The following is a 26,147-nucleotide window of genomic DNA, read 5'->3' as shown; positions in this document are numbered from 1 at the left end:
CTATGGATTTGTGCCAATGGTCGCACGCAAAAAAGTGAATTCTCCGAAGGTCCCAGAACGTGGACAGAACCTCAAGGTTCCGCTGAGCCGTTTGTTATTGGATGAATACAACCCTCGCTTCGGAGGCGTGGACGAAGGATTCCGAAACCAACAGGAGGTATTGGATTGGATCGTCACGAACTTTGGCGTTGAGGACGTCATAAGTTCATTGGCGATTAACGGCTACTTCGAAGCCGAGCCTTTGGTCGTTGAGGATAACGGTGATGAGACTTACACGGTCAAGGAAGGCAATCGGCGCTTGGCTGCCTGCCTGATACTTGCAAGCGACCCCAGAGCTAGGAATCAAAATAAACGGCGAGACAACATCGCAAAGCTGGTGAAGGGTGAGGCTTGGTCACCTAAGCGCGAGATTCCTACGATTTCGTTTGATCGGTCTGAGTCAAAGAGCCTCACCGCGTATCTCGGTGTGCGACATATCGTTTCGTCTCAGCCCTGGGATTCATTTGCTAAGGCGGCCTGGGTATCCCGCGTCGTTAAATCGGACGATCTGACGTTGTCGGAGATCGCAGATCTGACGGGGGACAAGAGCCAAACCATCGCAAAGCTGTTGGAGGGATACAACTTCGTCAAGCAGCTTGAGAGAAGCGCGTTATTTGACCCCTCATCAAGCACCAAGCGTGGGCGTGGTAGCAATGTGTCGTACCCATTTTCTTGGGTGTATACGCTCTTGCAGTATTCGGGTGTCCGCACCTGGCTCCAATTGGAATCATATAGCACGGACGAGAATCCCATACCCCAAGGGAAGGAGCCTGATGCCGCGCTGGCCCTAGCCTATATGTTCGGGGATAAGAAGGCGCAGATCCCCGCAAGGGTGGTGGACTCGCGCGAGATAGGGAAGCTTGCATATTCCCTGAATGTCCCGGAGCGGCGTGAGCTCTTGCGACAGGGATATTCGGTTGACCAAATCGAGGACCTCAGCCGCCCGGCAGTCGACCGCCTTACCTCGTTGTTAGTCGAGGCCAGGCAGCACCTTCGTACCGTTAACTCTATCTTGGGTGAACGAAAGGTGCTGGAGCAGGAGGCGGAAGAGCTCATCGATATCGTGCGCGATATCCGAAAGTCCACCAGCACCGCGATCAAAACATTGACGGCAGTACTTGAAGACGAGGATGCCGATGATTGACAACTTCGGCTGGGCTGCGAGGAGGCAGCTGACAAAGGCCGTACAGAACGCCGACCAGGCTGAGATGGCCGCTCTCATTGAGTCCGTAGTGTCGACTACTGTGGGGGTGTTAGACGAACGCATTGCCGAGGCGTTCGAAGACGATATCGACGACGCGGTAGAAGATCCACTCAGAGCCCAAGTCGACCGGGACTTCCAACTGGAAGAGCTAATGGGCGAAACACTGGAGGAAATTGAGAGGCGGATACATTGGCTGGGTGACATGTATCCCTTCTCGTTGGAGGGTAACACTCTCAAATATTCAGCGAGCACCACCGGTGTTTATGAATATTGCCTCGCGATAAGCCAAGCGCCAAGCATAACGGCCCACCCGTACGTCGAGCTGGTGCGGTACTTCGAGGTGCTTGCTGCCGACTCGGTGCGGGCGTTCCTAGGTGACGATGCGGACTTTCTGCGTACGGGAGCCCCGACGATCGAGCATCCAAAATCCAGCGCCGGCTTTGAGGACGGGATGCGCCGTCTTAACGCCTCTACAGGAGAATGGGTGTGGCATCCTCAACCCGAGGCTTTGCCCGACCTCGAACATGTCAAAGACGAAGGACTCGACTTCGTTGTCTGGAAGCGTTTGGACGAACGTAGCGGCGCGCTATTTGTCGTCGGTCAGTGCGCGTGCGGCGACACTGACTGGCATGAGAAAGATCAGGATATCGATAGCGCTTTGGTACGAATCCGCCGCTGGTTGAGTCGACTCAGCTTCGTCCCTCCAATCCGCGCCTTTGCTGTTCCTTTTCCGATCAGCGCAACGGCCGTGTTCTCGAGCTTGACTGATAGGGCCGGCCTCACGCTAGATCGGTTGCGGCTCACAAGGATCGCCGAGAACGCCAACCATAGAGACTACTTCAGTCACACACATGGGGCGGCGCTTGGGAGAATGACTCAGATAGTTTTAGAAGCCAAACGCTGAGCTAGTCCCAGATGTCAGGCAAATTCGCGGCGACCGCGTGAAACAACGGCGGCGGGACGGCATTACCGATGACCTTGTACCGCATATCCAGGGTCCCCACCCCAGTGTCCGGAAATATCAAGTCTTTTGAAAAGCCCTGCAGGCAAGCAGCCTCTCTATACGAAAAACGACGAGCTGGAGCATCCGATTCAAACTCCCAGACGTTGTGCTCTCTTTTTATAAGTTTCGGGCTGATCGGATGCAGCGGCATATGTCTTGGATTGCTAACTATCGTCTTCGACGGTTCTAGCCAGTCGCGCCGCCGGTCTCGGCTGAGGTAGTACCAATGAAAGCTCCTCGCATAGAACTCACCTTCCGGCCAAAGGGGTAGGCCGGCCAGTGCGTCGCCTATGGTCTTGGTGGCATGTGGCCGACCTTGACCATGGCTTTCGGTCGGGAAAGAATACTTCAGGCCAAAATCCGACCTGATGCCGACGATAAAGATACGGCGCCGTTCCTGCGGCACACCATAATCTGCCGCGTTCAGCACGCTATGCGTGACGCGATAGCCGCACAGGCGGAAGACGCGTAACTGGTCTTCGAGCAGGTGCCTGAAGTTCTCCCGAACCATTCCCGACACGTTTTCGACGATGAACGCCTTCGGGCGAATTGCGGCTAGCGCCCGGCGGAATTCGAGATAGAGGTAGTTGATGGACCGGCCAGGATCCCGAACACCGCCTTGGCTGAAACCTTGACACGGGTAACAGCCAACTAAGAGGTCCGCCTGAGGGAACGACTGAACCTTCCGGATGTCCCCGAGCACGTAATCGGTGGTGGGATGATTTGCGAGGTAAACGTCCCTGGCATAGGGGATGATGTCATTTGCCATCAGAACGTCGAACCCGGCATTGATGATGCCGGCGTCTGACCCGCCACACCCTGAGAAGAGGGAGACGGCCGTCGGACGCTTGCGACGATAGCTAGATCGAGATCGAGGAAGAGGCGCAACCGTTGTCATGGGCCCGAATTATACGGATAGGCACCAGGCGTGGCCATAGGAACCGCGCCGTTCTAGGCGCGCGGTGGCGGTGGTCGCATGAGCTCATCTCCGCGTCGCCCCGTAAAGACGGGCGGTCGCGGACCCCTTGCAAGTTGTGGCAGCGGCCGGCTTGGGGCCGGTGAACGCTCGAATCGCGCCGTCCGATCGCAGAAAAGCGTCACCAAGCGTTGTTATATTTGTTGTTATATTTATCCTACGAATTGGCAGATCCCAGGAAGTACGAGGGCTTCCGCTCGGTGTTCGAATCCCCCTCTGTCCGCCAATAACTCGAGTAAAATCAATAACTTAGCGAATTTTTAATTTCTGGTTCTCGTTCTATGCCGCAAGCCTAGAGACATGCATACCGACGTGGATATCCGCGTACGGGCATGACAATGCGCCGGTTTCCGAACGTTCGATCAGTCCCAGTTCGACCAACGCGGTAGCGTCATCGTGCACACGCTTCACGTCACGGCCTAGACGGCGAGCAAGTTCGCGCACGCCGACGTTGCCAGCGCCCTGTAGCTCGGCGAGCATCGCCCAACGGTTCGATGTGATGCGGGAGAAGAAAGCGCTGGGTGTTTCGGAGTTCAGCGTTTCACCCTGGTACGTACCGCGCTTCATACCCTCGGCGGCTACCGCGCCGGCTTCGCGCAGGGCGGTAGCCCAATCGTGGCGGGCGGTGATAGTCAGTTTGCGCTCCAAAGATATTTCCTCAGTGCGGAATCGATACGCGTCTGCGAGCCGTGTCCTGTCGCGCGAACGTCTCCAGGACATCGGGCGAGAGCCGCATGGAGGCTCGGAGTTTCGTGGGTGCTTTGTTCAGGCCATGCGGACGCCGCAGCTTGTGCTGAAGCGATTCTGGGACACCATCGATGTGCACAGCGCGCGCTGTGGTTTCGTCTGTCCATTCCGGAGTGTCGTGGTCTGGTCGATCAACGTGTTTCTTCATAGCGGCGTACCTCACGCTTTTGGTGCTGAAATCTTGAATGAGAATAGCCTCGGTGGAGAGGCTGTCCGAAGAAGCAGGACACGATGACCGTACGATGTAACGCTGAGTTAGCGACGCGCACCCGCGCGGATTTCGGGCTTCTTCCGCGGTGGTGTCACTCCGCCCGGCGTATACCGCTGTAGTCCAACAATCGGGCGGCGCGCAAGTATGTGCGTCTGGCCACACGTATGAACCCGGGCCGATATGGCGGTACGATGATGGGCCGGTCCTGGCATGTCGCCAGGCTTCATCGGATGTCGTCCTGGCGAGCCGTTCCTTGTCGTCCGTCGCCGGCTGCGTTCATCCTAGTCCATTCAGAGTCGATACCATGGCCCAACCCCTGCAAATTGATTTCGTATCCGATGTGGCGTGCCCCTGGTGCGCGGTCGGGCTGGCGTCGCTGCAGCGGGCGCTGGCCAATGTGGGCGACGCGGTGGATGCGCGGATTTCCATGCACCCCTTCGAGCTGAATCCGGATATGCAGCCTGGGGGCGAAGCTCTGGTGGACTATCTCGGCAGGAAGTACGGGCGCACGCCCGAGCAGATCGCTGAATCGCAGGCGATGATCCGTGAGCGTGGCGCGAGCGTGGGGTTCAGGTTTGGCGAACGCACGCGGGCATATAACACTTTCGATGCGCACCGGTTGCTGTATTGGGCCGGTATTGAGGACAAGCAGTTGCCGCTGAAGATGGCGCTGTTGCAGGCCTACCATTCCGACGGAAAAGATCCCAGCAATCACGAGGTCCTGATCGAAGCGGCGCGCTCGGTAGGCCTGGATGAGGGCGGTGCGCGCGAGGTGCTGGAAAGCGGACGCTATACGGACGAGGTGCGCGCCGAGGAGCAGGAATATGCGGCCCTGGGCATCCAGGCCGTGCCGGCGATCATCTTCAATCGAAAATATCTGGTCAGCGGCGGGCAGCCGGTAGAGGCGTTCGAACAAGCGATACGCCAGATCGCGGCCGAGGGCTAGCAGGGCCTATTCCGCCTCGCCGCGCGGCGAGGACTATGCGTTTCCCGCATACAGAGGATTACGGCCGTCTATTGGACAGGGTCTGACGCCCTGGCCTATCTTTCGTCTCCAAGAGGTGACCGATGTCACCCGCCAAGCCTCATAAAAAAGGGGCAGGAGACAACATGAATAAACACAATAAGCCTATCCGCAGCGGCATGGGCCGCAGCACGCCCGACCGCATCTTCGTGCAGGGCCGGGACCTGGTGAAGGATGTCATCGGCACGCTCAATCTGGGCGATATGGCGTACCTGGAGATGACCGGGCGCCTGCCCGACGCGCATCAATCCCGGGTCTTCAACGCCATCCTGGTCACATTGGTCGAACACGGCATGACGCCCATGGCCATCGCCACACGGCTGGTCTACCTGGGCGCGCCGGAATCCCTGCAGGCCGCGGTCGCGGCCGGCCTGTGCGGCATGGGCACCACCTTCGCCGGCACCGCCGAGGGCGCCGCGCGCATGCTGCACGAGGCCTGGGAACAGCATGACGGCGCGGACGCCGACACGCTGGCACGCGATATCGTGGCCGACTTTCGCGCGAAGGGCCGCTCCATTCCCGGTGTCGGACACAACCTGCACAAGCCGCAGGACCCCCGCACGGCGCGGTTGTTCGAGGTGGCCGCGCAGGAGGGCCATGCGGGGCGCTACCTCGAACTGATGCAGGCTATCGGACGCCATGCGCAGGCCGCCTACGACAAGCCGCTGCCCGTGAACGCGACGGGCGCCATCGGCGCCCTGTGCTGCGAGCTGGGCATTTCCTGGAAAGCGGCGCGCGGCATCGCCGTGATCGGACGCGCGGTCGGCCTGGTGGGACACCTGGTCGAAGAGCAGGGCAATCCCATCGCCCGCGAGATATGGCTGCGCACCGAAGAGGAAGCCAGCCGCCAGGACCAGACGCCGGCCGACGCCGGTCGTTAGGAGACGCCATGTCGATCGCAAGAAAATGGGCCCGCGCCGCGGTGGCCCTGGGACTGCTGCTGGGCGCGCACGCGGCACATCCGGTGCATGCCGAATGGCCTGACAAGCCTATCCGCTTCATCGTGCCCTATCCCGCCGGTGGAGGCACGGACATCGTCGCGCGTGCGGTCGGCAAGCGGATGTCCGACAGCCTGGGACAGCCCATCATCATCGACAACCGGCCCGGCGCCAGCACCATCATCGGCACCGAGGCGGTGGCCCGCGCGCCGGGCGATGGCTACACGATCGGGTTGGTGACCGACTCGCACGTGCTCAATCCTTATTTCTTCGGACAAAAGCTGTCCTACGACTGGCGCAAGGACTTCGCGCCGGTGGCGCAGCTGGTTTCCGTTCCCTTCATCCTGGTCGCGAATCCCAAGACGGGTCCATCCACGGTAAAGGGACTTATCGAGGCTGCGCGCGCGCGGCCCGGCAAGATTACCTATGCCTCGATCGGCAACGGCACGCCGCACTACCTCGCCATGGAATGGTTGCGTGCGCTGGCGAATATCGACCTGGTGCACGTGCCCTACAAGGGCGTGGCGCCGGCGCTCGCCGACGTGATGGGCGGACAGGTCGATGTGATGTTCACCGGCATGTCGACCGGCTTGCCGCAGGTGCGCAACGGCCGCTTGAACGGCCTGGCGGTGTCGGGCGCCAAGCGCTCGCCCATCGCGCCGGACATTCCGACCGTGGCGGAGGCCGGCCTGCCCGATTTCGCATTCATGACCTGGTACGGCGTGGTCGCGCCGGCGTCGACGCCGCCCGCGCTCGTGGCGCGGCTCAGCGAGGAGATACGCCGCGCGCTGCAAAGCCCTGACCTGCAAAAGCAACTGGCCGAGCTGGGCGTCGAGCCGGCGCCGTCCGGTCCCGAGGCGTTCGCGCGTTTCATGGAAGAAGAATCGGTGAAGTACGGCCGCATCATCAAACTGACGGGCGCAAAGGGCGAATAGTGGAACTGACTGAAGAACAGCGGCTTATCCGCGACACGGTGGGCGCATTGGCGCAGGACCGGTTCGCGCCGGCGGCCGCCGGTGCGGACAAGGAATACCGGCCGCCGGCCGAGAACCTCAAGGTGCTGGCCGAGCACGGCTACACGGGCATCTTCCTGCCCGAGACGTATGGCGGCGCGGGGCTCGGCCTGCTGGAAACGGTGCTGGTGGTGGAGCAGCTGGCGCGTTCGTGCGCCAATACGGCGATGCTGTTTTCCTGCACTGACGGCGCCACGCCGCGCGCCATCCTGCACATCGGATCGGAAGACATCAAGCAACGCTACCTGCCTGCGTTCGCCAGGGCGGAGCGGTACGCGGCCTGGAGCATGTCCGAGGCCAATGCGGGCTCGGACGTGGGCAACGTGCAGGCGAGGGCGGTCAGGAACGGCGACCACTACGTGATCAACGGCAGCAAGCTGTGGTGCAGCGGTGCGCAGGTCGCCGACGTGTTCCTGGTGCTGGTCCGCCTGACCGACGAGCCGGGAATGAAGGGCGTGGGGGCCGTGCTGGTAGAGCGTGCGACGCCGGGGTTTTCGGTGGGCCGCCACCTGGACCTGCTGGGCCTGCGCGGCACGGGCATGGCGGAGCTGGTGTTCCAGGATTGCAGGGTGCCGGCGGAGAACCTGCTGCTGCCGGCGGGCCGCATGCGCGACCTGCTGCAGGTGCTCGACGCCGACCGCATCATCGGCAATCCCCCCATCTGCCTGGGACTGGCGCAGGCCGCGTTGGCCCAAGCGGTGCAGCACCTGAAGGACCGCGTGCAGTTCGGCCGGCCGCTGGCGGACAACCAGGGCCTGCAATGGAAGCTGGCCGACATGGCGATCGATATCGAGGCGGCGCGCGCCCTGGTCTACGAGGCCGCTGTGAGCCTGGACCAAGGCCGGCATTCCGTGGCCCAGGTATCCATCGCCAAGACCTACGCCAACGAAATGGCGGTGCGGGTCACGAACCAGGCCATGCAGCTGGCCGGCGCCTATGGCCTGTCCGAGGAATATCCGTTCGAGCGCTATTTCCGCGATGCGCGCGGCATGTCGATCGGCTACGGGACCACCGAGATCCATCGCAATTCCATCGCGCGCGAGATTCTGAAAGGCAACTACCTGGCCTGACGCCAACGAGGACTCCATGCATTCCCCTATCGAACCGATCCGTGCGGCGGATGGCCGCGTCTTCCAGGCCTACAAGAGCGTGCCCGCCGTTCCCAATGGCCATGCGGTGATCGTCCTGCAGGAGATCTTCGGCGTGACCGATACGATCCGTGCGGTGGCGGACCGCTATGCGGCGGAGGGCTACCTGGCCTTGGCGCCGGACCTGTTCTGGCGCCTGGAGCCCGGCGTCGAGCTGGCCCACGACAAGCCTGGCGTGGCGCGGGCCTTCGAGTATCTGGAACGTTTCGACGAGGCCGCCGGTATCGAGGACATCGGGCAAGCGGTGGCGCACGTGCGTGCCATGCCCGGCTTCTCGGGCCGCGTGGCGGTGCTGGGGCTGTGCCTGGGCGGCAAGCTGGCGTACCGGGCGGCCGCCAGTCTGGATATCGATGCCGCGGTCGCCTTCTACGGCGTGGGCATCGAGCAGCATCTGGACGAGGTCGCCGCGCTGCGATGCCCGCTGATGCTGCACTACGGCGGCCGCGACCGTTACGCGCCGGCCGAAGTTGTCGACCGGATCGAGGCGGTCCTGGCCTCGTCCGTGCCCCCCGCGCGTGCCGTGCTGCACCGCTATCCGCAAGCCGACCACGGCTTCTACACGCGCGGCGCGGCCGAGGATGCCGATGCGGCGCATGCGCGCACGCGACGCTTCCTGCAGGCCGAACTGGGAGCGGCCCGATGAGAGTGCTGGATGGCATGCGGGTCCTCGACCTGGGCAACTTCATCACCGCGCCGCTGGCCGGCATGCTGCTGGGCGAGCTGGGCGCCGACGTGATCAAGATCGAGCGGCCCGGCGCCGGCGATCCGTTCCGGTCGTTCAAGGGCGGCCTGTACAGTCCGCAATTCCAGGCGCACAACCGCAACAAGCGCAGCCTGACGCTGGACTATGCGCGACCGGAAGGCCTGGCCGTGCTGGACCGGCTCGTCGCCGGGGCCGACGCCCTGATCCTGAACATGCGCCCTGGCGTGGAAGAGAAGCTGGGCGTGGGCGCGCGGCGGCTGCAGGCGCTCAATCCGCGCCTGGTGTATTGCGCGATCACCGGCTTCGGATCCAGCGGACCGTACGCTTCCCGCCCGGCCTACGACAACGTGGGACAGGCGGCGTCCGGCTGGCTGTCGATGTTCCATGCCGGCGCGGATCCCAAGGTGGCCGGGCCGGCGGTGGCCGACGCGGTCGCGGGCCTGTACGCCGCGCTCGGCATCCTGGGCGCTCTGGTCGAGCGCGCGCGCACCGGACAGGGGCGCGTGGTCGAGGTCAGCATGCTGGAAGCCATGATCGCGCTGGCGTGCGAGCCGCTGGGCGCAATGCTGGCGACCGGACAGGCACCCACTCTGTACGGGCGGGCGGCGATGTCGCAGTCGTACATCCTGACCTGCCGCGACCAGCGACGCATCGGCCTGCATCTGTCGTCGCTGGAGAAGTTCTGGCGCGGGCTGGCGGCGGCCATCGATCGCCCGGACCTGCTGGCCGAGTATCCGTCGCGCCTGGACCGCGTCGAACGCTATCCCGAGCTGGCGCGAACGCTGGCCGAGGTTTTCGCGCGGCAGGACCGCGATTACTGGACGCCGCGCCTGGAGCAGCACGACGTGCCCTTCACGCCGGAGCGCCGCCTGGACGAACTGCGGGACGATCCGCAAGTGCGGCACCAGGGCGTGTTCTACGAACAGGTTCATCCGCGCCACGGCGTCTTGCATGCCGCGCACAGGCCTATCCGCTACGACGGCGAGAACCGCAGCGATTTCCTGCCGCCGCCCGACCTGGGCGAACACAGCGACCAGGTCCTGCTCGAGGCCGGGTTGTCGGAACACGAGCTGCACGCGCTGCGCCAATCCGGCGTGGTCTGAGATGCGGACGGAGGAGGCGACATGAGAGGAGCCCATATGAGAGGACCCCACATGAGAGGAGCCCGCATGAGAGGAGATCGCACGAACATACGGATGCGAATCGCGCGGGCCGTGACCGTGCTGTCGATGGGCCTGGCCGGTGTGACGGCGCACGCCGCGTGGCCGGATAAGCCGGTGCGGCTGGTGGTGTCGTCCGGGGCAGGTGGGACCGCCGACATATTGGCCCGCGCGCTGGCGGAGAAGCTGGGCGCCGCGCTGGGCCAGCCATTCATCGTGGAGAACAAGCCCGGCGCGGGCGGCCACCTGGGCGCGTCGCAGGTTGCTCGCGCGAAGCCCGACGGCTATGTGTTCCTGGTCAGCGGCAGCCCCACGCACTCGGTCGGGCCGCACCTTTACAAGAACCTGAACTACGACCCCATGCGCGACGTGCCGCCGGTCGCCATGGTGGCGGTGGCGCCGAACATGCTGGTGGTGAACGCCGACCTGCCCGTCAAGTCAGTGGCCGAACTCGTGGCCCTGGCCAGGCAGCGGCCCGGCGAACTGACGTATTCGTCCGCGGGGCGCGGCACGTCCGGCCACCTGGCGGGGGCCATGCTGCAAAACATGGCGCATATCCGTATCAAGCACGTGCCCTATAACACCGGGCCCGAAGCGGTCACGGCGGTGTTGGCGGGCAATGTCTCGATGACGTTTTTCACGCTGCCGGGGGTGCTGCCGCAGGTGCAGGCTGGCAAGCTGCGCGCGCTGGCGGTGACCTCGCGCGAACGAACCTCGCTGGCGCTCTCGGTGCCCACGGTGGCGGAGGAAGGCTATCCCGAGTTCGAAGCGCTGGCCTGGTATGGCCTGTTTGCGCCCAGAGGTACCCCGCCGGAGGTGGTGGCGCGGCTCGGCGCCGAGGTCGCGCGCATCGTGCGGGAGCCCGACATGCAGGCCAGGCTGACCCAGTTGGGCACGGAGCCGCACTATCTGGACGCGGCCCAGCTGGAGGCCTTCGTCGCGGTGGAGTCGCCCAAATGGAAGGCGCTGATCGATACCCTCCCGGAGACCGAGTAATGGCTGTCCCGATGCCCGACGCCGAACCGATCACACGCTGGACCGTGTATGTGCGGCAGCTGGCGTATGCCCGTGCGGTGCAGTGGAGCGACATGACGGAGACCGGCGCCACCTTCGTGGTATTGCGCATCGAGACCGAATCCGGCTGCGCGGGCGCTGCCGAAGTAGCCGTCAAGCCGACCTGGGTCGGCGCCACGGCGGCCAGCCTGTGCAGCGTGCTGGCCGAGATCTTCGAGCCGCTGGTGCGCGGGCAGGGGCTGGCCGATCCGCGCCGGACGCGCGCGGCGCTCGATACCATCCCGGGCAACGCACCGGCCAAGGCGCTGATCGACAACGCGTGCTGGGACTGGCTTGCCGCACGTTCGGGCGTACCGCTATGGCGGCAGCGGAATGGGCAGCCGAAGGTGCCCGTGTCGTGGGCCGTGACGCGCCAGCCGCCCGACGCCATGGCGCGCGAGGCGGGCGACATGGTGGCGCGCCATGGATTTCGCACGCTCAAGATCAAGGGCGGACAGGGGCTCGACGTGGACCTGGCTTGCATGGCCGCGGTGCGGCATGCGGTGGGCGATGGCGTCGCGATGTATGTGGACGCCAACGGCGCCTATCCGACGGAACAGGCGGACACCTATGCGCGGGCCATGATCGAGGCCGGCGCGGTGGCGGTCGAGGATCCCTGCGCCTTCGCGCCGGACCGCGAATTCTCGCTGTTGCAGCAGGCGCTGGATACGCCCCTGCTGGTCGATTTCGGCATGACGGACGCGCGCGATGCACGCCTGTTCCTGGAACGCGGAGCGCGGGCCTTGAGTATCAAGCCGGGCCGCTTCGGCCTGACCCAGGCGTGGCAGATGCAGCATCTTGCCCAGGCGGCGGGCGCGACCGCTGTGGCTGGCCTGATGGGCGAGAGCGCGCTAGGCACCTGGGCCGGGCTGCAGTTCGCCTCGACCATGCCGCGGCCCTTGCTGCCAGCCGAACTGACCTGGTTCCTGGCGATGCGGGAGCAGTTCGTCGCGGACACGCCGCGCATCGTCGACGGTACGGTCGCCATGCCGGAGTGGGCTTCCGTCTGTGAATGCATCGACTGGGCGGCGATGGCCGGCTTCGAGGTGGCCACATGAACCCCGTTTCGTATCACGACCTGGTCGTCGGCGCGAGCTATCGCAGCACGGGGCGGACGTTGACGCAAGCCGACCTGTCCTTGTCGTGCATGCTCAGCGGCGACTGGCATCCGATCCACGCGGATCAGGCCTATTGCCGCGAACGCGGTATACCGGGGCCCATGTTCCATGGGCCTTACGGGATCCTGCTGGCGATGGGCATGTCGACCCGGCTGCCCGAGTTCGCCGAGCCCGTGATCGGCGCGCTGGGCCTGAAGGAATGGCAGTACCGGCGTCCCCTGGTGCCGGGCGACACCGTGCACGTGTGCACGTCCATCCATGCCAAGCGGATCGCCTCGGGCGGCAGGCGCGCCGTCGTCGAACGGCATTTCGCGCTGGTGGACGCCCAATCGCGCGTCATCCAGGAGGGATATGCCAGCACCCTGCTGCTGCTCGATCCGGAGGAACACACAGCATGATTCTCGGCGACGTCATCGACCGCAACGCGCGCTGCCACCGCGACCACCCTGCCTTCGTTTTCGAAGGGCGCAGCATCAGCCACGGTGAATTCGCCAAACGAGTCCGGCGGCTGTGCAATGCCCTGATCGGCATGGGACTGCGGCGCGGCAGCAGGATCGTCATCCTGGCGCAGAACTGTCCGCAGTATCTGGAGCTGTATGCCGCGGCGGGCACGTGCGGCTTCATCGCCGTGGGCCTGAACTACCGGCTTGCGCAGGCCGACCAGGCCGCCATCTTGCGCGATTGCGAACCCAGCCTGCTGGTCTACGAGTCCGCGTATGCCGAGCGCGTGGCGGCGTTGCGCGGGGACCTGCCGGCGGATGTGCAGGTGCTGTGCCTGGACAGCGATGTGGGGGGCGACGGCTATGAGCAGGCGCTGGCGCGCGCCGGCACCGAGGTCCCCGGCCTGCGTGCCCGCGACGAGGACACGCTGTTTCTCATTTACACCAGCGGCACCACGGGCGTGCCCAAGGGCGTCATGCTGGGTAATGCCGCGCAGGTCGAACAGGCGCGCATGCTCGCGCTTACCCACTCGGCCGGGCAGGACGACCGCATGCTGGTCGTGATGCCGATGTATCACATCGGCGGTACCACCGAACTCCTGAGCTATCTGATCTGCGGCGCGACCATCGTGCTGCATGCCAGGTTCGATCCCGGCGAGATCCTGTCCAGCATCGAGGCGCAGCGCGTCACCGCGGCGCACTTCGCGCCCATCATGATCCAGGCCATGGTCGACGTGCAGGCCGCCACGCCTTGCGACGTATCGAGCCTGAAGATGGTGTGCTATGCCTCCGCGCCCATGTCGGTGGCGCTGTCGCGGCGGGCGCGCGCGACCTTCGGCCCGATTTTCATGCAGGCGTATGGCATGACCGAGCACGGGCCGGGAACGGTGCTGTTGAAGCACCAGCATCTGCCGGACGGCACGCCGGAGCAGTCGGCGCGCATGGCTTCGGCCGGCCAACCCATCCTGGGCGTGGACATCCGCATCGTCGGCGAGGACGGCGCCGTGCTGCCGGACGGCCAGGTGGGCGAGATCCAGATGCGGTCCGCCGCGCTCATGCAGGGATATTGGCGCAAGCCGCTGGAAACGGCCGCGGCGCTGGCGGACGGCTGGATGAAGACCGGCGACCTGGGCCATTTCGATGCGGAGGGCTATCTGTTCATCGTCGATCGCAAGAAGGACATGATCATCTCCGGCGGCGAGAACATCTACTCGCGCGAGGTCGAGGAAGCCCTGCTGCTGCACCCGGCGGTCCGGGAAGCCGCGGTGATCGGCGTGCCCGACGACAAATGGGGCGAGTCGGTCAAGGCCCTCGTGGTCTTGCAGCCCGGCGCGCGGACGGACGAAGCGGCGCTGGTCGAACATTGCCGCGGCCTCATCGCCGGCTACAAGAAGCCGCGCAGCATCGAGTTCATGGAAGCGCTGCCGCGCCTGCCCAGCACCAACAAGATCGACAAGAAGGCCTTGCGGGCGCCGTACTGGCAGGGCGGCCGCCAGGTCGCCTGACGTATCCATAACGAGAAGAGGAGATACGCATGAACATGTCCAGGATGCTGGCGGCGGGCGCCGCCGCGCTGTTGCTGGGCGCGGCACAGGCGGCGCCGGACCAGGCGTTTCCCGTGAAGATGGTGCGCATCGTGGTGCCCTTCACGGCGGGCGGGCTGGCCGACGTCCTGGCCCGCGGCCTGGCGCAGGAATTGGGCGCGCGCTGGTCGCAGCCCGTCGTGGTGGAGAACCGCCCCGGCGCCAACACCATCATCGCCGCCGAGTACGTGGCGCGCTCGCAGCCGGACGGCTACACGCTGCTGATGGCCAACGATCCCACCGTATCGGCCAACCAGTACCTGTACCGCAAGCTTCCCTACGACCCGGTCAAGGATTTCACGCCGGTGGCCAGTGTGGCGCAGACACGCGAGGTCCTGTTGGTCAGCAAGGACTTTCCCGCAAGCAGCGTGCAGGAACTGGTCGCGCACGCCAAGGCGCGGCCGGGCCAGGTCACCTATGGATCGTACGGGCAGGGCAGCAAGGCGCATCTGGATGCGGCCACGCTTTCCGAGCAGGCCGGCATCGAACTGACGCATGTGCCGTACAAGGGTGTGGCCGACGTCATGACGGCCCTGGTGGGCGGGCAGATCAACATGGCGATGGTGGGCGTGCCGCCGTCGATTCCCATGGTGCGCGCCGACAAGGTGCGTCTGCTGGCGGTGGCCGCGCCGCAACGCATCGCGGCGTTCCCGGACACGTCCACATTCGCGGAACTGGGTTTTCCCGCGATGGTGGCGCAGTCGTGGTTCGGCCTGATCGCGCCGGCGGGCACGCCGCCCGCCGTGGTCCGCAAGATCGCCGATGACGTGCGGCAAGTGGTGGCGCAGCCCGCGTTCCAGGAGAAGTTCATCACCAGCGTGGGCCTGGAGCCCCTGGGCCAGGGACCGGAGGACTTCGGGCGCTTCCTGGCTAAGGACCGCCAGGCGTACGAACACATCATCCGCGGCCTGAAGGTCACGCTGGACTGAGCGACGGAGCCGCCCATGGATTTCGAATTGTCCCCCGAGCTGCGCCTGTTGCGCGACTCCGCCCGCCGCTTCGTGGCCGAGGAACTGCTGCCGCTGGAAGCCCGCTACGCGAACGAGCCGGACATCCCGGACGACGTCAGGCAGGCGCTGCAGGACAAGGCCAGGCAGCTCGGCTTCTGGGCCTTCGACCTGCCGGAAACGGTGGGTGGCGGCGGTGTCGGCGCCGTCGGCATGTGCGTGGTCTTCGAGGAATTGGCGCGCTGCAACGTGCCTTCGTTCCGCGCCCCGACGGTTTTCACGCCGTACCTCGGGCCGGTGCTGTTTCATTGCGATGAACGGCAGAAGGCGCGGTACCTGATGCCGGTGGTGCAGGGGACCCGGCGCACCTGTTTCGCCCTGACGGAAGCCGGCGCGGGCTCGGACCCGGCTGGCATGAAGACCACGGCGGTGGCCGATGGCGGGGACTTCGTCATCAACGGCGCCAAGATATTCATCACGGGCGCGGACAAGGCGGACTTCGTGCAGCTGTTTGCCCGGACGATCGTGCAGGGCAAGGACGCGGGCGTGTCGTGCTTCCTGGTAGACCGCGGTACGCCCGGCCTGCGGCTGGGCCAGAGTTTCGAGCTGATGTCGCCGGATCGGCCGTGGGAGCTGCTGCTCCATGACGTCCGGGTGCCGGCGACGCAGGTCGTCGGCGGCGTGGGCAAAGGATGGGAGCTGGCGCGCGAGTTCCTCGATATGGGCCGCCTGATCCATGGCCCCAAGGCGATCGGGCGGGCGCAGCGGGCGCTGGACCTCGCCATCGCCTACGCCAATTCGCGCCAGACTTTCGGCCAGCCGCTCGCCCAGCGCCAGGCCATCCAATGGACGATCGCGGATTCGACGGTGGAACTGCATGCGGCGCGTGCCATGGTCTACCATGCGGCCTGGAAAGCCGAACAGGGACTGAACTATCATCTGGAAGCTTCCGCGGTGAAGCTCTACGCGGACGAGATGCTGGTCAGGGTCGTCGACCGGGCGATCCAGATACACGGCGGCATGGGGCTGTCGCGTGAACTGCCGCTGGAGCTCATGTTCCGCGACGCGCGCAGCCGGACCATTACCGAAGGGTCGTCCGAGATGCAGCGGATGATCATTTCCACGGGCGTGCTGTCCGGCCGGCAGGGGGTGAACCGCTTCGATACCTGACGCGTCGCGCCGCCACCGCGTATGGAGTCGCGCTACGGACACAACGATGAATATCGAGAACATCGATCTGAATCTGCTGGTGGCATTCGACGCAATGATGCAGGAGCGCAACGTGACGCGCGCGGGCGTGCGGGTGGGGCTGTCGCAGCCTTCGATGAGCCATGCGCTGGTGCGGCTCAGGCAGCTGTGCGGCGACCCGCTGTTCGTCAGGGTCAAGACGGGCATGGAGCCCACGCCCTTCGCGCTGCGCATCGCGCCCAGCGTGCGTGCCGGCCTCTCCGTGCTGCAGGCGGGACTGCAGAATGCCGTCCCCTTCGACCCCGCGCAATCAGGCCGCACCTTCGAGGTGCTGCTGAGCGACCTTGGCGAGGTGGTCTTCCTGCCGCGCCTGATGAAGCATTTGACCGAGGTGGCGCCGGGTATCAGCCTGCGCGTGCTGCAACGGCCGCGCGAAGGGTATCGCGACGCGCTGGAGGCCGAAGAGGCCGACCTGGCCATCGGTTTCCTGCCGGCGCTGTCCGCGGGCTTCTATCAGCAGCGCCTGTTCGGCGATCACTATGTCTGCCTGTTGCGGGCCGGCCATCCGCGCATCGGCCAGCGCCTGGACATCCAGCAATTCGCGGCGGAATCGCATGTGATGATAGAACCGGCGGGCTCGCGGTACAGCCGCGTTTCGCCGCAATCTTCCACCACGACGCTGATCGAGCAGTACCTGGAAAAACAGGGGCTGCGGCGCCACATCGCGTTGCGCGTGCCGCATTTCACGGTGGTGCCCGATATCATCGAGACCAGCGACCTGCTGGCCGTCATCCCCAGCACGGTGGCGCGCATCATGGCGCCGCAGCGGCGCATCAAGATTCTTCCGCTGCCGCTCGAAACGCCGCCCAGCTTCGAGGTGAAGCAGTTCTGGCATGAACGCAGCCATCAGGACGATGGCACGCGCTGGCTGCGCGGCGTCATCGCCGAGTTGTTCATGGAGCAGCGCTCGCCCGTCCCTACCGTGCTCGATTAGCGCATGTGCGGCGCCTGGCACCTGGCAATTGGCGCCTCGCGCCGAGCAGCCTGGCTACTGCGATGGCAGGCCCGTTTCCAGCAAGCGGTACACCTCTGGCGCCGCGGTGCCCCGGATCGCGTCGATGACGTGCGCGGTCAGCGCCGGTACCAGCGGATGCGGCTCCTGGCCTTCCAGCGTCGCGATACCCAGGCGGTATTCCATGGCGGGGCGGAAGGGCCGGCGCTCGATCTCGGGATTGTGGTCCAGGCTGGCGAGCAGGCCGTTGACGATGGATACGCCCAGGCCTTGCGCGACGAACCTGCACGCCATTTCCACCGAATGCACTTCCGCGCGGACGCGCGGTCGTGCACGGGCCTGGCGGAAGACGTGGTCGATGTCATCGCGCAGGGGGCGTTGGCGGCCCAGCAGGACCACGTCGACGTCGTCCAGGTCGGCGGCGGTGATTTCGGATAGCGCCAGCAGGCGGTGGCCGCGCGGCAGTATGCAGACGGCCTCCGTCGACATCAGGGGCACGGTCGCCAGGCCACTGTGCTGCGTGGGCAGGCGCAGGAACGAGACATCGGCCTCGCGGCCCAGCACCGAAATCTCGCCGTGCTCGTAGGCGCCTGAAAAGACCTCCAGGACGGCATCCGGATGATCCGCCATGAAGCGCCGCGCGACCTGCGGCATGATCAGGTGGGCCACGGTGGTCGGCATCTGTACGCGCAGCAGGGTGCGGCGGCTGCCGCCCAATCTGAGTTGGTTGACGTGGCGCTGGAATCCGGCCGCGCCCGCCATCATCTGTTCCACGTCAGGCAACAGGTACTCGGCTTCGGCGGTCGGATGCAGGCGGCCCTTGCGCCGCACGAACAGCGCGATGCCGAGGTCGGCTTCGAACTGGCTGAGCAGTCGGCTGACGGCGGACTGCGACAGGCCCAGCCGGTCGGCGGCCTCGATGGTCGAGCCGGCGGACATGAAGGCGCGGAAGGCTTCCAGCTGCTTGTAGTTCATCGTCATGGCGTGGGAAGGCGTAAGTTCCTGTGCGGGCAGGGCAGGGTAAACACTTAATTTCCCGCAAAGCGCATAGGCGCATGCGGCCTAAGCATAGCGTTGTCGCTGCGAGGGGATGGACGCAAGATGCCCATGACAGATGCCATGACCCGTATGACCGGCGCTCGCGCCGGCCAGCCGCCTTATCCATGCACAGGAGATGACGACCAAATGTCCTTACTCGATTCGCCTTCGCGCGGGCGGCCCCGCACGAAACGGCTCGTCGCCAGCGCTGGCCGCGGTTCGTGGCGATGTGCGTGGACCGTGCTGGCCGTCGGATGCTGGTCGCTGGGCGCGATGGCGCCGGTGTCGGCCCGGCCTTTGACGATCGCGGAGGCGGCCGAGCCGTCGTCCATGGACCCGCTGTTTTCCCGCACGGGCAACAACCAGCAGGCGGCCGAGAACGTCTATGAACGCCTGGTTTCCACCGACGAGAACATGCAGCTTCAGCCGGGCCTGGCCGTATCCTGGAAGGCCACGGCGCCGGATGTCTGGGAAGTCAAGCTGCGGCAGGGCGTGACGTTCCATGACGGCACGCCGCTGACGCCGGAAGACGTCGTGTTCTCCATGCAGCGTGCCGGCGATATCCCCAACAGCCCCGCGCCGTTCACGGGAGCCGTGCGCAGCATCGCCAGCATGGACATCGTCGACGGCTCGACCATCCGTTTCCACACCAAGGGCCCGGTACCGGACTTCATGGAGCAGATAGGGCTGGTGTACATCCTGGCGAGGCACGTGGCGCAAGGCCGTAGCAGCGACGACTTCAACAAGGGGACCGCCGCCGTCGGCACCGGCCCGTACAAGTTCCGCTCATGGCAGCCGGGCGATCGCCTGGAGCTGGAGCGCAACGACCATTACTGGGGCAGGAAGCCGGACTTCGAGCACCTGACGATCCGTTATATCAACAACGGCGCCAGCCGGGTGGCCGCCCTGTTGGCCGGGACCGTCGACCTGATCGACAGCGTGCCGCCGAACGATGCGGCCAAATTGGGGGCCAACCCCGCCATCAAGGTGTTTTCTTCTCCATCGGCTCGCCTGATCTATCTGGCGCTGGATTCCGCGCGGGACCGCAGTCCCTTCGTTACCGACAGCGCGGGCAAGCCCATGGATGCCAATCCGCTGAAGGACGTGCGCGTGCGCCAGGCGATTTCCGCCTTGATCATGCGCGAGCCCATCACGGCGCGCCTGCTGAGCGGGGCGGGCGTCCCGGCCGGACAGATGGTGCCGGAAGGCCTGGGCGGCTACAGCCCCAAGTTGCCCGCGCCGAAGTACGATCCGGCGGCCGCCAAGGCCTTGCTGGCCGCGGCCGGCTATCCGCAGGGCTTCGGCTTGACCATCCATACGTCGAACGACCGGTTCTTCGGCGACAGCGAAATCGGCCAGGCCGTGGGACAGATGCTGGCGCGTGGCGGACTGCGCATCAACGGCGTGGTCACCCAGCCCTATAACGTCTACGCGGGCGCCGCCGCCAAGCAGAGCTACAGCGCCTTCATCTTCTCCTACGGCAACAGCACCAGCGATTCCGCCAATGGCCTGACCAATGTGCTGGCGACCTACGACGCGGCCAAGGGCACGGGCGCCTTCAATCGCTCGCGCTACTCCAACCCGGCATTCGACCGCTTGCTGGACCAGGCTTCATCGCAGTTCGATCCCGCGCAGCGCAATGCGCTGTTGCGGCAGGCCGCCGAAACGGCCTTCAACGACGTTGCCATCGTGCCGCTCTACTTCCCGGTGGTGCAGTGGGCCGCGCGCAAGGGCATCGTTTTTCATGCCAACAAGCTGGAGCGCACGTCGGCGCAATATATCGAAGAGGCCAGGCAATGACGACGCAAACCGGAACGCCCGAGATACTGGGCGACGTGATGGTGGCGATGCGCGACGGCGTGCGGCTGGCGACCGATGTCCATCTGCCGCCGGGCTACCGGGTCGGCGTGGATGCGCCGCTGCCCGTTATCCTGGAGCGCACGCCCTACGGCAAGGCTGAAGTATCGCGGTCCGAACGCATCGACGGACGCCAGGGCGTGCCGCGCGCCGAGGTCGCCCGTTTTTTCGCCGCGCAGGGCTACGCCGTGGTGTTCCAGGACTGCCGCGGCCGCTATGGTTCGGAAGGCCATTTCGTCAAATACCTGTCGGATGGCGAAGATGGCTACGATACCTTCGGCTGGATCGTGCGCCAGCCGTGGTGCAACGGAAAAATCGGCACGATGGGACTGTCGTACGCCGCCCATACCCAGATGGCCGCCGCCTGCCTGAACCCGCCCGGGCTGGCCTGCATGGTGATGGACTCGGGCGGCTTTTCGAACGGCTATCAATGCGGCATCCGGCAATCGGGCGCGTTCGAGCTGAAGCAAGCCACCTGGGCGTTCAAGCAGGCCAGGCTCAGCCCCGCCGCGCAGCGGGATCCGCTCATCGCCGCCGCCCTGGATCGCCAGGATATCCGGCAATGGTTCACGCGCATGCCGTGGCGGCCGGGTCACTCGCCGATAAAGTTCGTGCCTGAATACGAGGATTATCTTTTCGAGCAATGGCGCGCCGACACGTTCGACGAGTCCTGGCGACGCGTGGGCATTTACGCCCAGGGGTATTACGACGCCGTTCCCGACATCCCCATCGTGCTGATGTCCAGCTGGTACGACGCCTATGTGCGTACCACCATGGAGAACTACGAGGGATTGACGCGGGGCCGGCACGCGCCGGTGCGGCTGATCATGGGGCCCTGGCTGCATGGCGATCGCAACACGCCTTATTCCGGCGATGCCGATTTCGGCGAGGCCGCGATGCTGGATGGGCATATCGCCGAGCACTGGTTGGCGTTCCGGCTGGCGTGGTTCGATCGCTGGCTGAAGGCGACGGGAGGGCAGGTCGACATCGCGTCCGCCGACCCCGTCGCGCGCCTGTTCCTCATGGGCGGCGGCAGCGGCCGGCGCCTGGATTCCGGCCGCTTCGACCACGGCGGGCGCTGGATCGTCGCGTCGGGCTGGCCGGTGCCTGAAGCGGTCGACACGACCTTCTACCTGCACGCGGATGGCGGCTTGTCGCCGGACGCGCCCTCGACCCCCGGCGCGCGGCTTTCCTATGCCGCCGATCCGCGGCGGCCGGTGCCCACCATAGGGGGCTCGCTGACCTCCGGCGAGCCGGTCTTTTCCGGTGGCGGATTCGACCAGCGCGAGGACGAGCGATTCTTCGGTTGCGCGCAGCCCGGCATGCCCCTGGCCGCGCGCGATGACGTGGTGGTATTCCAGACCGCGCCACTGGAACGCGATTGCGCGGTGATCGGTCCCATCGTCGTGCGGCTGGCGATTTCGTCGGATGCCCCGGACACGGATTTCACCGCGAAGCTGATCGACGTATACCCGCCCAGCGAGGATTACCCGGAAGGGTATGCGCTGAACATCACCGACGGGATCTTCCGCTGCCGCTTCCACGCGACCTGGGAAAAGGCGACGCCGCTGCTTCCGGGCAAGGTGTATGCGATCACCATCGAGCCTTTCGCCACCTGCAATCTGTTCAGGCAAGGGCACCGTATCCGGCTGGATATCGCCAGCAGCAATTTCCCGAAGTACGACGTCAATCCCAACACCGGCGAAACCGCGGCCGATGGGCGGGTGACGCGGATCGCGGTGAACACCCTGCACCTGTCGCCGGAGCATCCTTCGTCCATCGTCCTGCCCCTGGCGGATCCGGCGCGGCTGCGGCCGCTCGGTGCGGCGGCTTGAGACGCCGCGTGCCAGGAATGCTGTTCCGACGATCGGTGTCCTCAGGCCTCGATGGTCAGGATATCGCCGGCGTGACGTGCATAGTCGAGCGCATACGCCAGTTCGCCGGGCGACTCGGCATGCAGGAAGAGCCACGGCTGCCCGCGCGCGACTTCGTCGCCCAGCCGTACTTGCAGGGATACGCCCGCGGCAGGCCGCTCCGGCGCGCCGGCCAGCTTGGCCAGCCGCGACAGTTTGCGGTTGTCGATGTGGGTGACGCGGCCCGCCTGCAGGGTAAGCAGGGGCTGCACGTGCGCGGCGCGGGGCGGTTCGCGCAGTCCGCCCTGGGCCGCGCAGATGCGCTCGAATTTCTCCCAGGCCCGGCCGCTGTCCAGTGTCTGCATGGCCATCGCGGCGCCTAGTCCCGGCTGGGCCGCGTTGCCCATTTCGAGCACGGCGCCGGCCACCGTCACGGCGCGTTCACGCAGGTCTCTCGGCTGGTCCGCGTCGTTGCGCAGCACGGCCAGTACGTCGCGTGCTTCCAGCGCCGGACCGATGCCGCGGCCGACGGGCTGGCTGCCGTCGGTGTACAGGCAGCGCAGCGCCAGGCCGAAGTGCGCGGCGGTCTGGCCCAGATGGGCGGCCAGGCGTTCGGCGGCTTCACGGCTGCGGATCTTGGCGGTCGGACCGATCGGGATGTCGATCACGACGTGAGTCGCGCCCGCGGCGATTTTCTTCGACAGCACCGAGGCGATCAACTGCCCTTCGGTATCGATGTCGAGCTCGCGCTCCACGCGCACGAAGATGTCGTCGGCGGGGCTCAGGCGTACCGCCCCGCCCCAGGCGATGCAGCCCCCTTCGGTTTCCACCACTTTTTGCAGCTGTTCGAGACTCAGTTCGACCGGCGCCAGCGTCTCCATGGTATCGGCCGTGCCGGCGGGCGACGTGATCGCCCGCGAGGACGTCTTGGGCATGACCAGTCCGTTGGCGGCGGCGATGGCCACCACCAGTGGCGTGGTGCGATTGCCGGGCAGTCCGCCTACGCAATGCTTGTCCACGACGATAGGGGAGCGCCAGTGCATGCGGTCGCCGACTTCCACCATGGCGCGTGTCAGGAAGATGGTTTCGTCGATGCTCATGGGCAGCGTGGCCGTCGCCGTCAGGAAGGCGGCCAGCTGGACGTCCGTATACCGGCCGCTCGCGACGTCGCGCACGATGGCGGAAAGGTCTGCCGCACTCAAGCGGCGGCCGTGGATGCGTTGGCGGACGCCGGCCAGGGATTCGACCACGGGCGCATGGCTGACACGCACGCCGTCGCCGTCGCGGATGCCGAGCGCGTCCCATGCGTCCTCGGACAGCGCGACTTCGTCGGGCGCCAGCAGTTCGCTATCGATCTGGTACAGCATTGCCTGTACCGCGCGGCCACCCGATGTGATCAGCACCTGTGAACGGGACGACAGGCCTTCCGCCCGGCAGACGTGGCAGTCGGCGCGCATAACGGCGATGGGTTGGTGCTGCGCATGCAGATGCATGCGGGTGGCGCGCAGGGCGGGTGTTTGCAGGGCCGGAATGCTGCTCACAGTTCGTACCTCTGTCCCTGCAGGGGCACCGTGGCGTGCCAGTTCAGCTCCCGCTCGATGCGTACGCGCAGCGCCTCCGAGGCTTCCGGCTCGCCATGGACGATGAACACCCGTCGCGGCGCTTCCTGGAAGCCGCGCAGCCAGCGCATGAGTTCGTCGCTGTCGGCATGTGCCGACAACATGGGCAGTTCGGCAACCTCGGCGTTGATGGGCAGCCAGTCTCCGAAGATCTTGGTTTCCGTGGCGCCTTCGAGCAGCTTGCGGCCGCGCGTCCCGGCCGCCTGGAAGCCCGAGAACAGCAGGGTACTGCGGTGGTCCGAACCGAAGGCGGCAATGTGATGCAAGACGCGGCCGCCGGTCGCCATGCCGCTGGCCGAGATGATCACCTTGGGATAGCGGTTGGCGGACAGGGCCTTGGATTCCTCGACGTCGCGCACGTACGTCACCGCGGCGCTGGCGGCCTCGTATTCGCGCGGCGACAGTTTATGTTCGCCGGCGTGGCGGTCCAGCAGCCCGGTGGCGCTGGTGGCCATGGGGCTGTCCAGATAGACCGGAACGTTGCGCAGCTCGCCGGCCTGGCGCAGTTTCCACAATAGATAAATCAGCGTCTGCGCGCGGCCCACCGCGAAGGCGGGGATGACCACGGTGCCGCCGCGCTGTACGGTGCGGTCGATGATATTGCCCAGGGCGGCCAGTGGATCGGCGGTATCGTGGCGCCGGTTGCCGTAGGTGGATTCGATCACGATATAGTCGGCCCGCGGCACGGGTTCCGGGTCGTGCATGACCGGGTCGCCGTAGCGGCCCAGATCGCCGGAGAAGGCCACGCGCATGCCGGCGATATCGATCTGCGCGGTCGACGCGCCCAGTATGTGGCCGGCGCGGCGGAAAGTGAGTTGCGCGCCGTGCGGCAAGGCGAATGGCTGATGCGGCGCGACGTTAGAGAAGCGGGCCATGGTGCGTTGTGCATCGACCACCCGGTACAGCGGCAGGGCCGGCTGGTGTTTGGAGTAGCCCTTGCGGTTGGCGAAATCCGCATCCTTCTCCTGCAGATTGGCGCTGTCCAGCAGGATCAATTCGGCGACGTCCCGCGTCGCGGGCGTGGCATGGATCCTGCCCTTGAAACCGTCCACCATCAGCCGCGGCAGGTAGCCGCAGTGGTCGAGGTGCGCATGGGTCAGCACGACCGCGTCGATCTCGGCAGGCGAAATCGGCAAGGTTTGCCAGTTGAGCTCGCGCAGGTTCTTCAGGCCCTGGAACAGGCCGCAGTCGATCAGCAGGTGGGTATCGTCGTGGCTTAGCAGATGCTTGGAGCCGGTGACGGTGCCGGCACCGCCCAGGCAGGTCAATGAGAGCATGGTTTCCTGTTCAGATCGTCGGAATGGAAGAACTGGCGAACATGGGTCAATCGCGCAGGTTGCGCAAGAGCGCGTCGGCCAGTAGCGGACCGATTTCGATGCGGTTGCTGGGATGGCGTACGGAGTCGGTCGACACGACGCGTTCGAAGCAGCGTGAGACCTGTGCCCATGCGTCTTCGGCGAATAGCGCATGCACGACGACGCATTGCGCCGGCTTCATGCCCGCAAGCTTCGCCGCCGCGGCGACCAGCGTCCGGCCGGACGAGGCGATGTCGTCGACCACCACGGGCGTGCGGTCGAGCCAACGGGAAAGATCGGGCGCTTCCACATCGACCTGGCGATCGCCGTGGCGCACCTTGCGCAGGACGGCATGCGGCGCCCCGATACGCGCGGCGATGGACCCGGCCCATTGTTCGCTTTCCTCGTCGGGACCGATGACCAGCGGCGACGGCACATTGGCGGCGATCCAGTCGGCCAGGTATGGCGCGGCGTGCAATGTCGAGGTGGGGATGGTGTATAGCGCCGACAGCGCGGGGTGGCGATGCAGGTGGGGGTCGACAGTGGTCAGGCGGTCGAAGGTGGACGATATCAGGCGGGCAAAGGACAGCGAGCTGACGCTTTCACCCGGCTGGAAGCGCTTGTCCTGCCGCATATAGGCGAGATACGGTGCGACGAGATTCACCTCGACCGCGCCGAGGTCGCGGGCCGCGTCGGCGGCGAAGATCAGGCTCAGGAAGCCGGGGTCCGGATGCGCCAGCGTGCAGACGACGTCCACAACGCGTCCGCGCGGGTCGCCGTGCAGCCGCACGTAGCTTTCGCCATCGGGAAAGCGGCGCGTCTCCAGCCCGCCCAGTTCGGCGCGGCACAAGGCGGCCAGCCGCGTCGCGAATGCTTCATTGCCTGGAAGAGGAAGGATCAGTCTTTCCATGGATGCCCGTCCGGGCCGGGTAACGGGCCAGGGCGGCCGCCGGAGCGGTCGCGCCGTCTCGGCGAGTA

24 protein-coding genes are annotated in these 26,147 nt (G+C 65.7%); 17 read left to right on the top strand and 7 right to left on the bottom strand.

The annotated features are described in order from the left end of the window. Positions 1–16: 16 nt before the first annotated feature. Together CAL12_RS24630 and CAL12_RS24625 are read left to right on the top strand one after the other, a co-directional pair. Positions 17–1,183 (top strand): hypothetical protein, encoded by a 1,167-nt coding sequence (locus CAL12_RS24630; protein ID WP_086067009.1) that lies wholly within the window; start codon positions 17–19, stop codon positions 1,181–1,183. Then, positions 1,176–2,147 carry a hypothetical protein gene (locus CAL12_RS24625; protein ID WP_157793123.1) on the top strand — a complete coding sequence of 324 codons (972 nt, stop codon included), beginning with the start codon at positions 1,176–1,178 and terminating at the stop codon, positions 2,145–2,147. Before CAL12_RS24630 ends, CAL12_RS24625 begins: the two co-directional genes overlap by 8 nt. 1 nt (position 2,148) lies before the next feature. On the opposite strand, the gene CAL12_RS24620 is transcribed toward CAL12_RS24625, so the two are convergent. From CAL12_RS24620 to CAL12_RS28785, 3 genes are all read right to left on the bottom strand, one after another. Next, complete coding sequence (locus CAL12_RS24620; RefSeq protein ID WP_086067007.1) at positions 2,149–3,144, bottom strand: DNA cytosine methyltransferase; 996 nt, start codon at positions 3,142–3,144, stop codon at positions 2,149–2,151. Between the two features lie 357 nt (positions 3,145–3,501). Then, complete coding sequence (locus CAL12_RS24615) at positions 3,502–3,870, bottom strand: HVO_A0114 family putative DNA-binding protein (RefSeq protein ID WP_086067006.1); 369 nt, start codon at positions 3,868–3,870, stop codon at positions 3,502–3,504. A 10-nt stretch (positions 3,871–3,880) separates the two neighbouring features. After that, entirely contained in the window at positions 3,881–4,117 is a 237-nt protein-coding gene (locus CAL12_RS28785; protein WP_157793122.1) for a BrnA antitoxin family protein, read from the bottom strand. 367 nt (positions 4,118–4,484) lie between these two features. Here CAL12_RS28785 and CAL12_RS24610 point away from each other — a divergent pair, with 367 nt between their 5' ends. The 13 genes from CAL12_RS24610 to CAL12_RS24550 all read left to right on the top strand — a co-directional run bounded on the left by CAL12_RS24610 (position 4,485) and on the right by CAL12_RS24550 (position 17,489). Continuing rightward, positions 4,485–5,126 (top strand): DsbA family oxidoreductase, encoded by a 642-nt coding sequence (locus tag CAL12_RS24610; protein WP_086067005.1) that lies wholly within the window; start codon positions 4,485–4,487, stop codon positions 5,124–5,126. 164 nt (positions 5,127–5,290) lie between these two features. Further along, positions 5,291–6,085 carry a citryl-CoA lyase gene (locus CAL12_RS24605; protein WP_086067004.1) on the top strand — a complete coding sequence of 265 codons (795 nt, stop codon included), beginning with the start codon at positions 5,291–5,293 and terminating at the stop codon, positions 6,083–6,085. Positions 6,086–6,093: 8 nt separating this feature from the next. Next, positions 6,094–7,077 (top strand): Bug family tripartite tricarboxylate transporter substrate binding protein, encoded by a 984-nt coding sequence (locus tag CAL12_RS24600; RefSeq protein WP_157793121.1) that lies wholly within the window; start codon positions 6,094–6,096, stop codon positions 7,075–7,077. After that, positions 7,077–8,225, top strand: coding sequence for an acyl-CoA dehydrogenase family protein (locus tag CAL12_RS24595; protein ID WP_086067002.1), 1,149 nt, complete (start codon positions 7,077–7,079; stop codon positions 8,223–8,225). The genes CAL12_RS24600 and CAL12_RS24595 overlap by 1 nt, the downstream gene beginning before the upstream one ends. Positions 8,226–8,241: 16 nt before the next feature. Beyond that, entirely contained in the window at positions 8,242–8,946 is a 705-nt protein-coding gene (locus CAL12_RS24590) for a dienelactone hydrolase family protein (RefSeq protein WP_086067001.1), read from the top strand. Beyond that, positions 8,943–10,109 carry a CaiB/BaiF CoA transferase family protein gene (locus CAL12_RS24585; protein ID WP_086067000.1) on the top strand — a complete coding sequence of 389 codons (1,167 nt, stop codon included), beginning with the start codon at positions 8,943–8,945 and terminating at the stop codon, positions 10,107–10,109. Before CAL12_RS24590 ends, CAL12_RS24585 begins: the two co-directional genes overlap by 4 nt. A 93-nt stretch (positions 10,110–10,202) precedes the next feature. Next, complete coding sequence (locus tag CAL12_RS24580) at positions 10,203–11,162, top strand: Bug family tripartite tricarboxylate transporter substrate binding protein (protein WP_157793120.1); 960 nt, start codon at positions 10,203–10,205, stop codon at positions 11,160–11,162. Further along, positions 11,162–12,277: a mandelate racemase/muconate lactonizing enzyme family protein gene (locus tag CAL12_RS24575; protein WP_198298322.1), complete on the top strand. Its 1,116-nt coding sequence runs from the start codon at positions 11,162–11,164 to the stop codon at positions 12,275–12,277. The genes CAL12_RS24580 and CAL12_RS24575 overlap by 1 nt, the downstream gene beginning before the upstream one ends. Then, on the top strand, positions 12,274–12,735 hold the full coding sequence (locus CAL12_RS24570) for a MaoC/PaaZ C-terminal domain-containing protein (RefSeq protein ID WP_157793119.1): 462 nt from the start codon (positions 12,274–12,276) through the stop codon (positions 12,733–12,735). The genes CAL12_RS24575 and CAL12_RS24570 overlap by 4 nt, the downstream gene beginning before the upstream one ends. Continuing rightward, positions 12,732–14,282 carry a long-chain-fatty-acid--CoA ligase gene (locus tag CAL12_RS24565; RefSeq protein ID WP_157793118.1) on the top strand — a complete coding sequence of 517 codons (1,551 nt, stop codon included), beginning with the start codon at positions 12,732–12,734 and terminating at the stop codon, positions 14,280–14,282. The genes CAL12_RS24570 and CAL12_RS24565 overlap by 4 nt, the downstream gene beginning before the upstream one ends. Before the next feature lie 29 nt (positions 14,283–14,311). Further along, the gene (locus CAL12_RS24560) at positions 14,312–15,289 is read left to right on the top strand and encodes a Bug family tripartite tricarboxylate transporter substrate binding protein (RefSeq protein ID WP_086066995.1); all 978 of its coding nucleotides are present in this window, start codon (positions 14,312–14,314) and stop codon (positions 15,287–15,289) included. A 15-nt stretch (positions 15,290–15,304) separates the two neighbouring features. Next, positions 15,305–16,477: an acyl-CoA dehydrogenase family protein gene (locus CAL12_RS24555; RefSeq protein ID WP_086066994.1), complete on the top strand. Its 1,173-nt coding sequence runs from the start codon at positions 15,305–15,307 to the stop codon at positions 16,475–16,477. 46 nt (positions 16,478–16,523) lie between these two features. Further along, positions 16,524–17,489 carry a LysR family transcriptional regulator gene (locus CAL12_RS24550; protein WP_086066993.1) on the top strand — a complete coding sequence of 322 codons (966 nt, stop codon included), beginning with the start codon at positions 16,524–16,526 and terminating at the stop codon, positions 17,487–17,489. A gap of 54 nt (positions 17,490–17,543) precedes the next feature. Here the strand turns inward: CAL12_RS24550 and CAL12_RS24545 are convergent, their stop codons facing one another. Then, entirely contained in the window at positions 17,544–18,482 is a 939-nt protein-coding gene (locus CAL12_RS24545; protein ID WP_086068096.1) for a LysR family transcriptional regulator, read from the bottom strand. Positions 18,483–18,692: 210 nt separating this feature from the next. Between CAL12_RS24545 and CAL12_RS24540 the strand changes: the two genes are divergently transcribed. Together CAL12_RS24540 and CAL12_RS24535 are read left to right on the top strand one after the other, a co-directional pair. Further along, positions 18,693–20,345: an ABC transporter substrate-binding protein gene (locus CAL12_RS24540; protein WP_232464628.1), complete on the top strand. Its 1,653-nt coding sequence runs from the start codon at positions 18,693–18,695 to the stop codon at positions 20,343–20,345. Continuing rightward, entirely contained in the window at positions 20,342–22,237 is a 1,896-nt protein-coding gene (locus CAL12_RS24535; RefSeq protein ID WP_086066992.1) for a CocE/NonD family hydrolase, read from the top strand. The genes CAL12_RS24540 and CAL12_RS24535 overlap by 4 nt, the downstream gene beginning before the upstream one ends. A gap of 41 nt (positions 22,238–22,278) precedes the next feature. Here the strand turns inward: CAL12_RS24535 and CAL12_RS24530 are convergent, their stop codons facing one another. The 3 genes from CAL12_RS24530 to CAL12_RS24520 are packed head-to-tail and all read right to left on the bottom strand — an operon-like array spanning position 22,279 to position 26,079. Further along, positions 22,279–23,796, bottom strand: a complete 1,518-nt coding sequence (locus CAL12_RS24530) for a thymidine phosphorylase family protein (RefSeq protein WP_232464627.1) — start codon at positions 23,794–23,796, stop codon at positions 22,279–22,281. Next, positions 23,793–25,151, bottom strand: a complete 1,359-nt coding sequence (locus CAL12_RS24525; protein WP_086066991.1) for an MBL fold metallo-hydrolase RNA specificity domain-containing protein — start codon at positions 25,149–25,151, stop codon at positions 23,793–23,795. Before CAL12_RS24525 ends, CAL12_RS24530 begins: the two co-directional genes overlap by 4 nt. 46 nt (positions 25,152–25,197) lie before the next feature. Then, a complete protein-coding gene (locus CAL12_RS24520; RefSeq protein WP_086066990.1) occupies positions 25,198–26,079 on the bottom strand; it encodes a ribose-phosphate pyrophosphokinase in 882 nt (293 codons plus the stop codon). Between the last annotated feature and the right edge of the window lie 68 nt (positions 26,080–26,147).

The sequence above is a fragment of the Bordetella genomosp. 8 genome (assembly GCF_002119685.1).
Classification (GTDB): Bacteria; Pseudomonadota; Gammaproteobacteria; order Burkholderiales; family Burkholderiaceae_B; genus Bordetella_C.
The sequence above is the reverse complement of the archived record's forward strand: the minus strand, read 5'-3'. Positions and strand labels throughout refer to the sequence as shown.

Excerpts from the sequence above, each read along its gene's own strand:
- CAL12_RS24575 (WP_198298322.1), top strand. The coding sequence starts at position 11,162 with ATGGCTGTCCCGATGCCCGACGCCGAACCGATCACACGCTGGACCGTG.
- CAL12_RS24620 (WP_086067007.1), bottom strand. The coding sequence starts at position 3,144 with ATGACAACGGTTGCGCCTCTTCCTCGATCTCGATCTAGCTATCGTCGC.
- CAL12_RS28785 (WP_157793122.1), bottom strand. The coding sequence starts at position 4,117 with ATGAAGAAACACGTTGATCGACCAGACCACGACACTCCGGAATGGACA.
- CAL12_RS24625 (WP_157793123.1), top strand. The coding sequence starts at position 1,176 with ATGATTGACAACTTCGGCTGGGCTGCGAGGAGGCAGCTGACAAAGGCC.
- CAL12_RS24520 (WP_086066990.1), bottom strand. The coding sequence starts at position 26,079 with ATGGAAAGACTGATCCTTCCTCTTCCAGGCAATGAAGCATTCGCGACG.
- CAL12_RS24605 (WP_086067004.1), top strand. The coding sequence starts at position 5,291 with ATGAATAAACACAATAAGCCTATCCGCAGCGGCATGGGCCGCAGCACG.
- CAL12_RS24610 (WP_086067005.1), top strand. The coding sequence starts at position 4,485 with ATGGCCCAACCCCTGCAAATTGATTTCGTATCCGATGTGGCGTGCCCC.
- CAL12_RS24570 (WP_157793119.1), top strand. The coding sequence starts at position 12,274 with ATGAACCCCGTTTCGTATCACGACCTGGTCGTCGGCGCGAGCTATCGC.
- CAL12_RS24545 (WP_086068096.1), bottom strand. The coding sequence starts at position 18,482 with ATGAACTACAAGCAGCTGGAAGCCTTCCGCGCCTTCATGTCCGCCGGC.
- CAL12_RS24560 (WP_086066995.1), top strand. The coding sequence starts at position 14,312 with ATGAACATGTCCAGGATGCTGGCGGCGGGCGCCGCCGCGCTGTTGCTG.
- CAL12_RS24555 (WP_086066994.1), top strand. The coding sequence starts at position 15,305 with ATGGATTTCGAATTGTCCCCCGAGCTGCGCCTGTTGCGCGACTCCGCC.
- CAL12_RS24525 (WP_086066991.1), bottom strand. The coding sequence starts at position 25,151 with ATGCTCTCATTGACCTGCCTGGGCGGTGCCGGCACCGTCACCGGCTCC.
- CAL12_RS24630 (WP_086067009.1), top strand. The coding sequence starts at position 17 with ATGGTCGCACGCAAAAAAGTGAATTCTCCGAAGGTCCCAGAACGTGGA.
- CAL12_RS24565 (WP_157793118.1), top strand. The coding sequence starts at position 12,732 with ATGATTCTCGGCGACGTCATCGACCGCAACGCGCGCTGCCACCGCGAC.
- CAL12_RS24600 (WP_157793121.1), top strand. The coding sequence starts at position 6,094 with ATGTCGATCGCAAGAAAATGGGCCCGCGCCGCGGTGGCCCTGGGACTG.
- CAL12_RS24590 (WP_086067001.1), top strand. The coding sequence starts at position 8,242 with ATGCATTCCCCTATCGAACCGATCCGTGCGGCGGATGGCCGCGTCTTC.
- CAL12_RS24540 (WP_232464628.1), top strand. The coding sequence starts at position 18,693 with ATGTCCTTACTCGATTCGCCTTCGCGCGGGCGGCCCCGCACGAAACGG.
- CAL12_RS24535 (WP_086066992.1), top strand. The coding sequence starts at position 20,342 with ATGACGACGCAAACCGGAACGCCCGAGATACTGGGCGACGTGATGGTG.
- CAL12_RS24550 (WP_086066993.1), top strand. The coding sequence starts at position 16,524 with ATGAATATCGAGAACATCGATCTGAATCTGCTGGTGGCATTCGACGCA.
- CAL12_RS24580 (WP_157793120.1), top strand. The coding sequence starts at position 10,203 with ATGCGAATCGCGCGGGCCGTGACCGTGCTGTCGATGGGCCTGGCCGGT.
- CAL12_RS24585 (WP_086067000.1), top strand. The coding sequence starts at position 8,943 with ATGAGAGTGCTGGATGGCATGCGGGTCCTCGACCTGGGCAACTTCATC.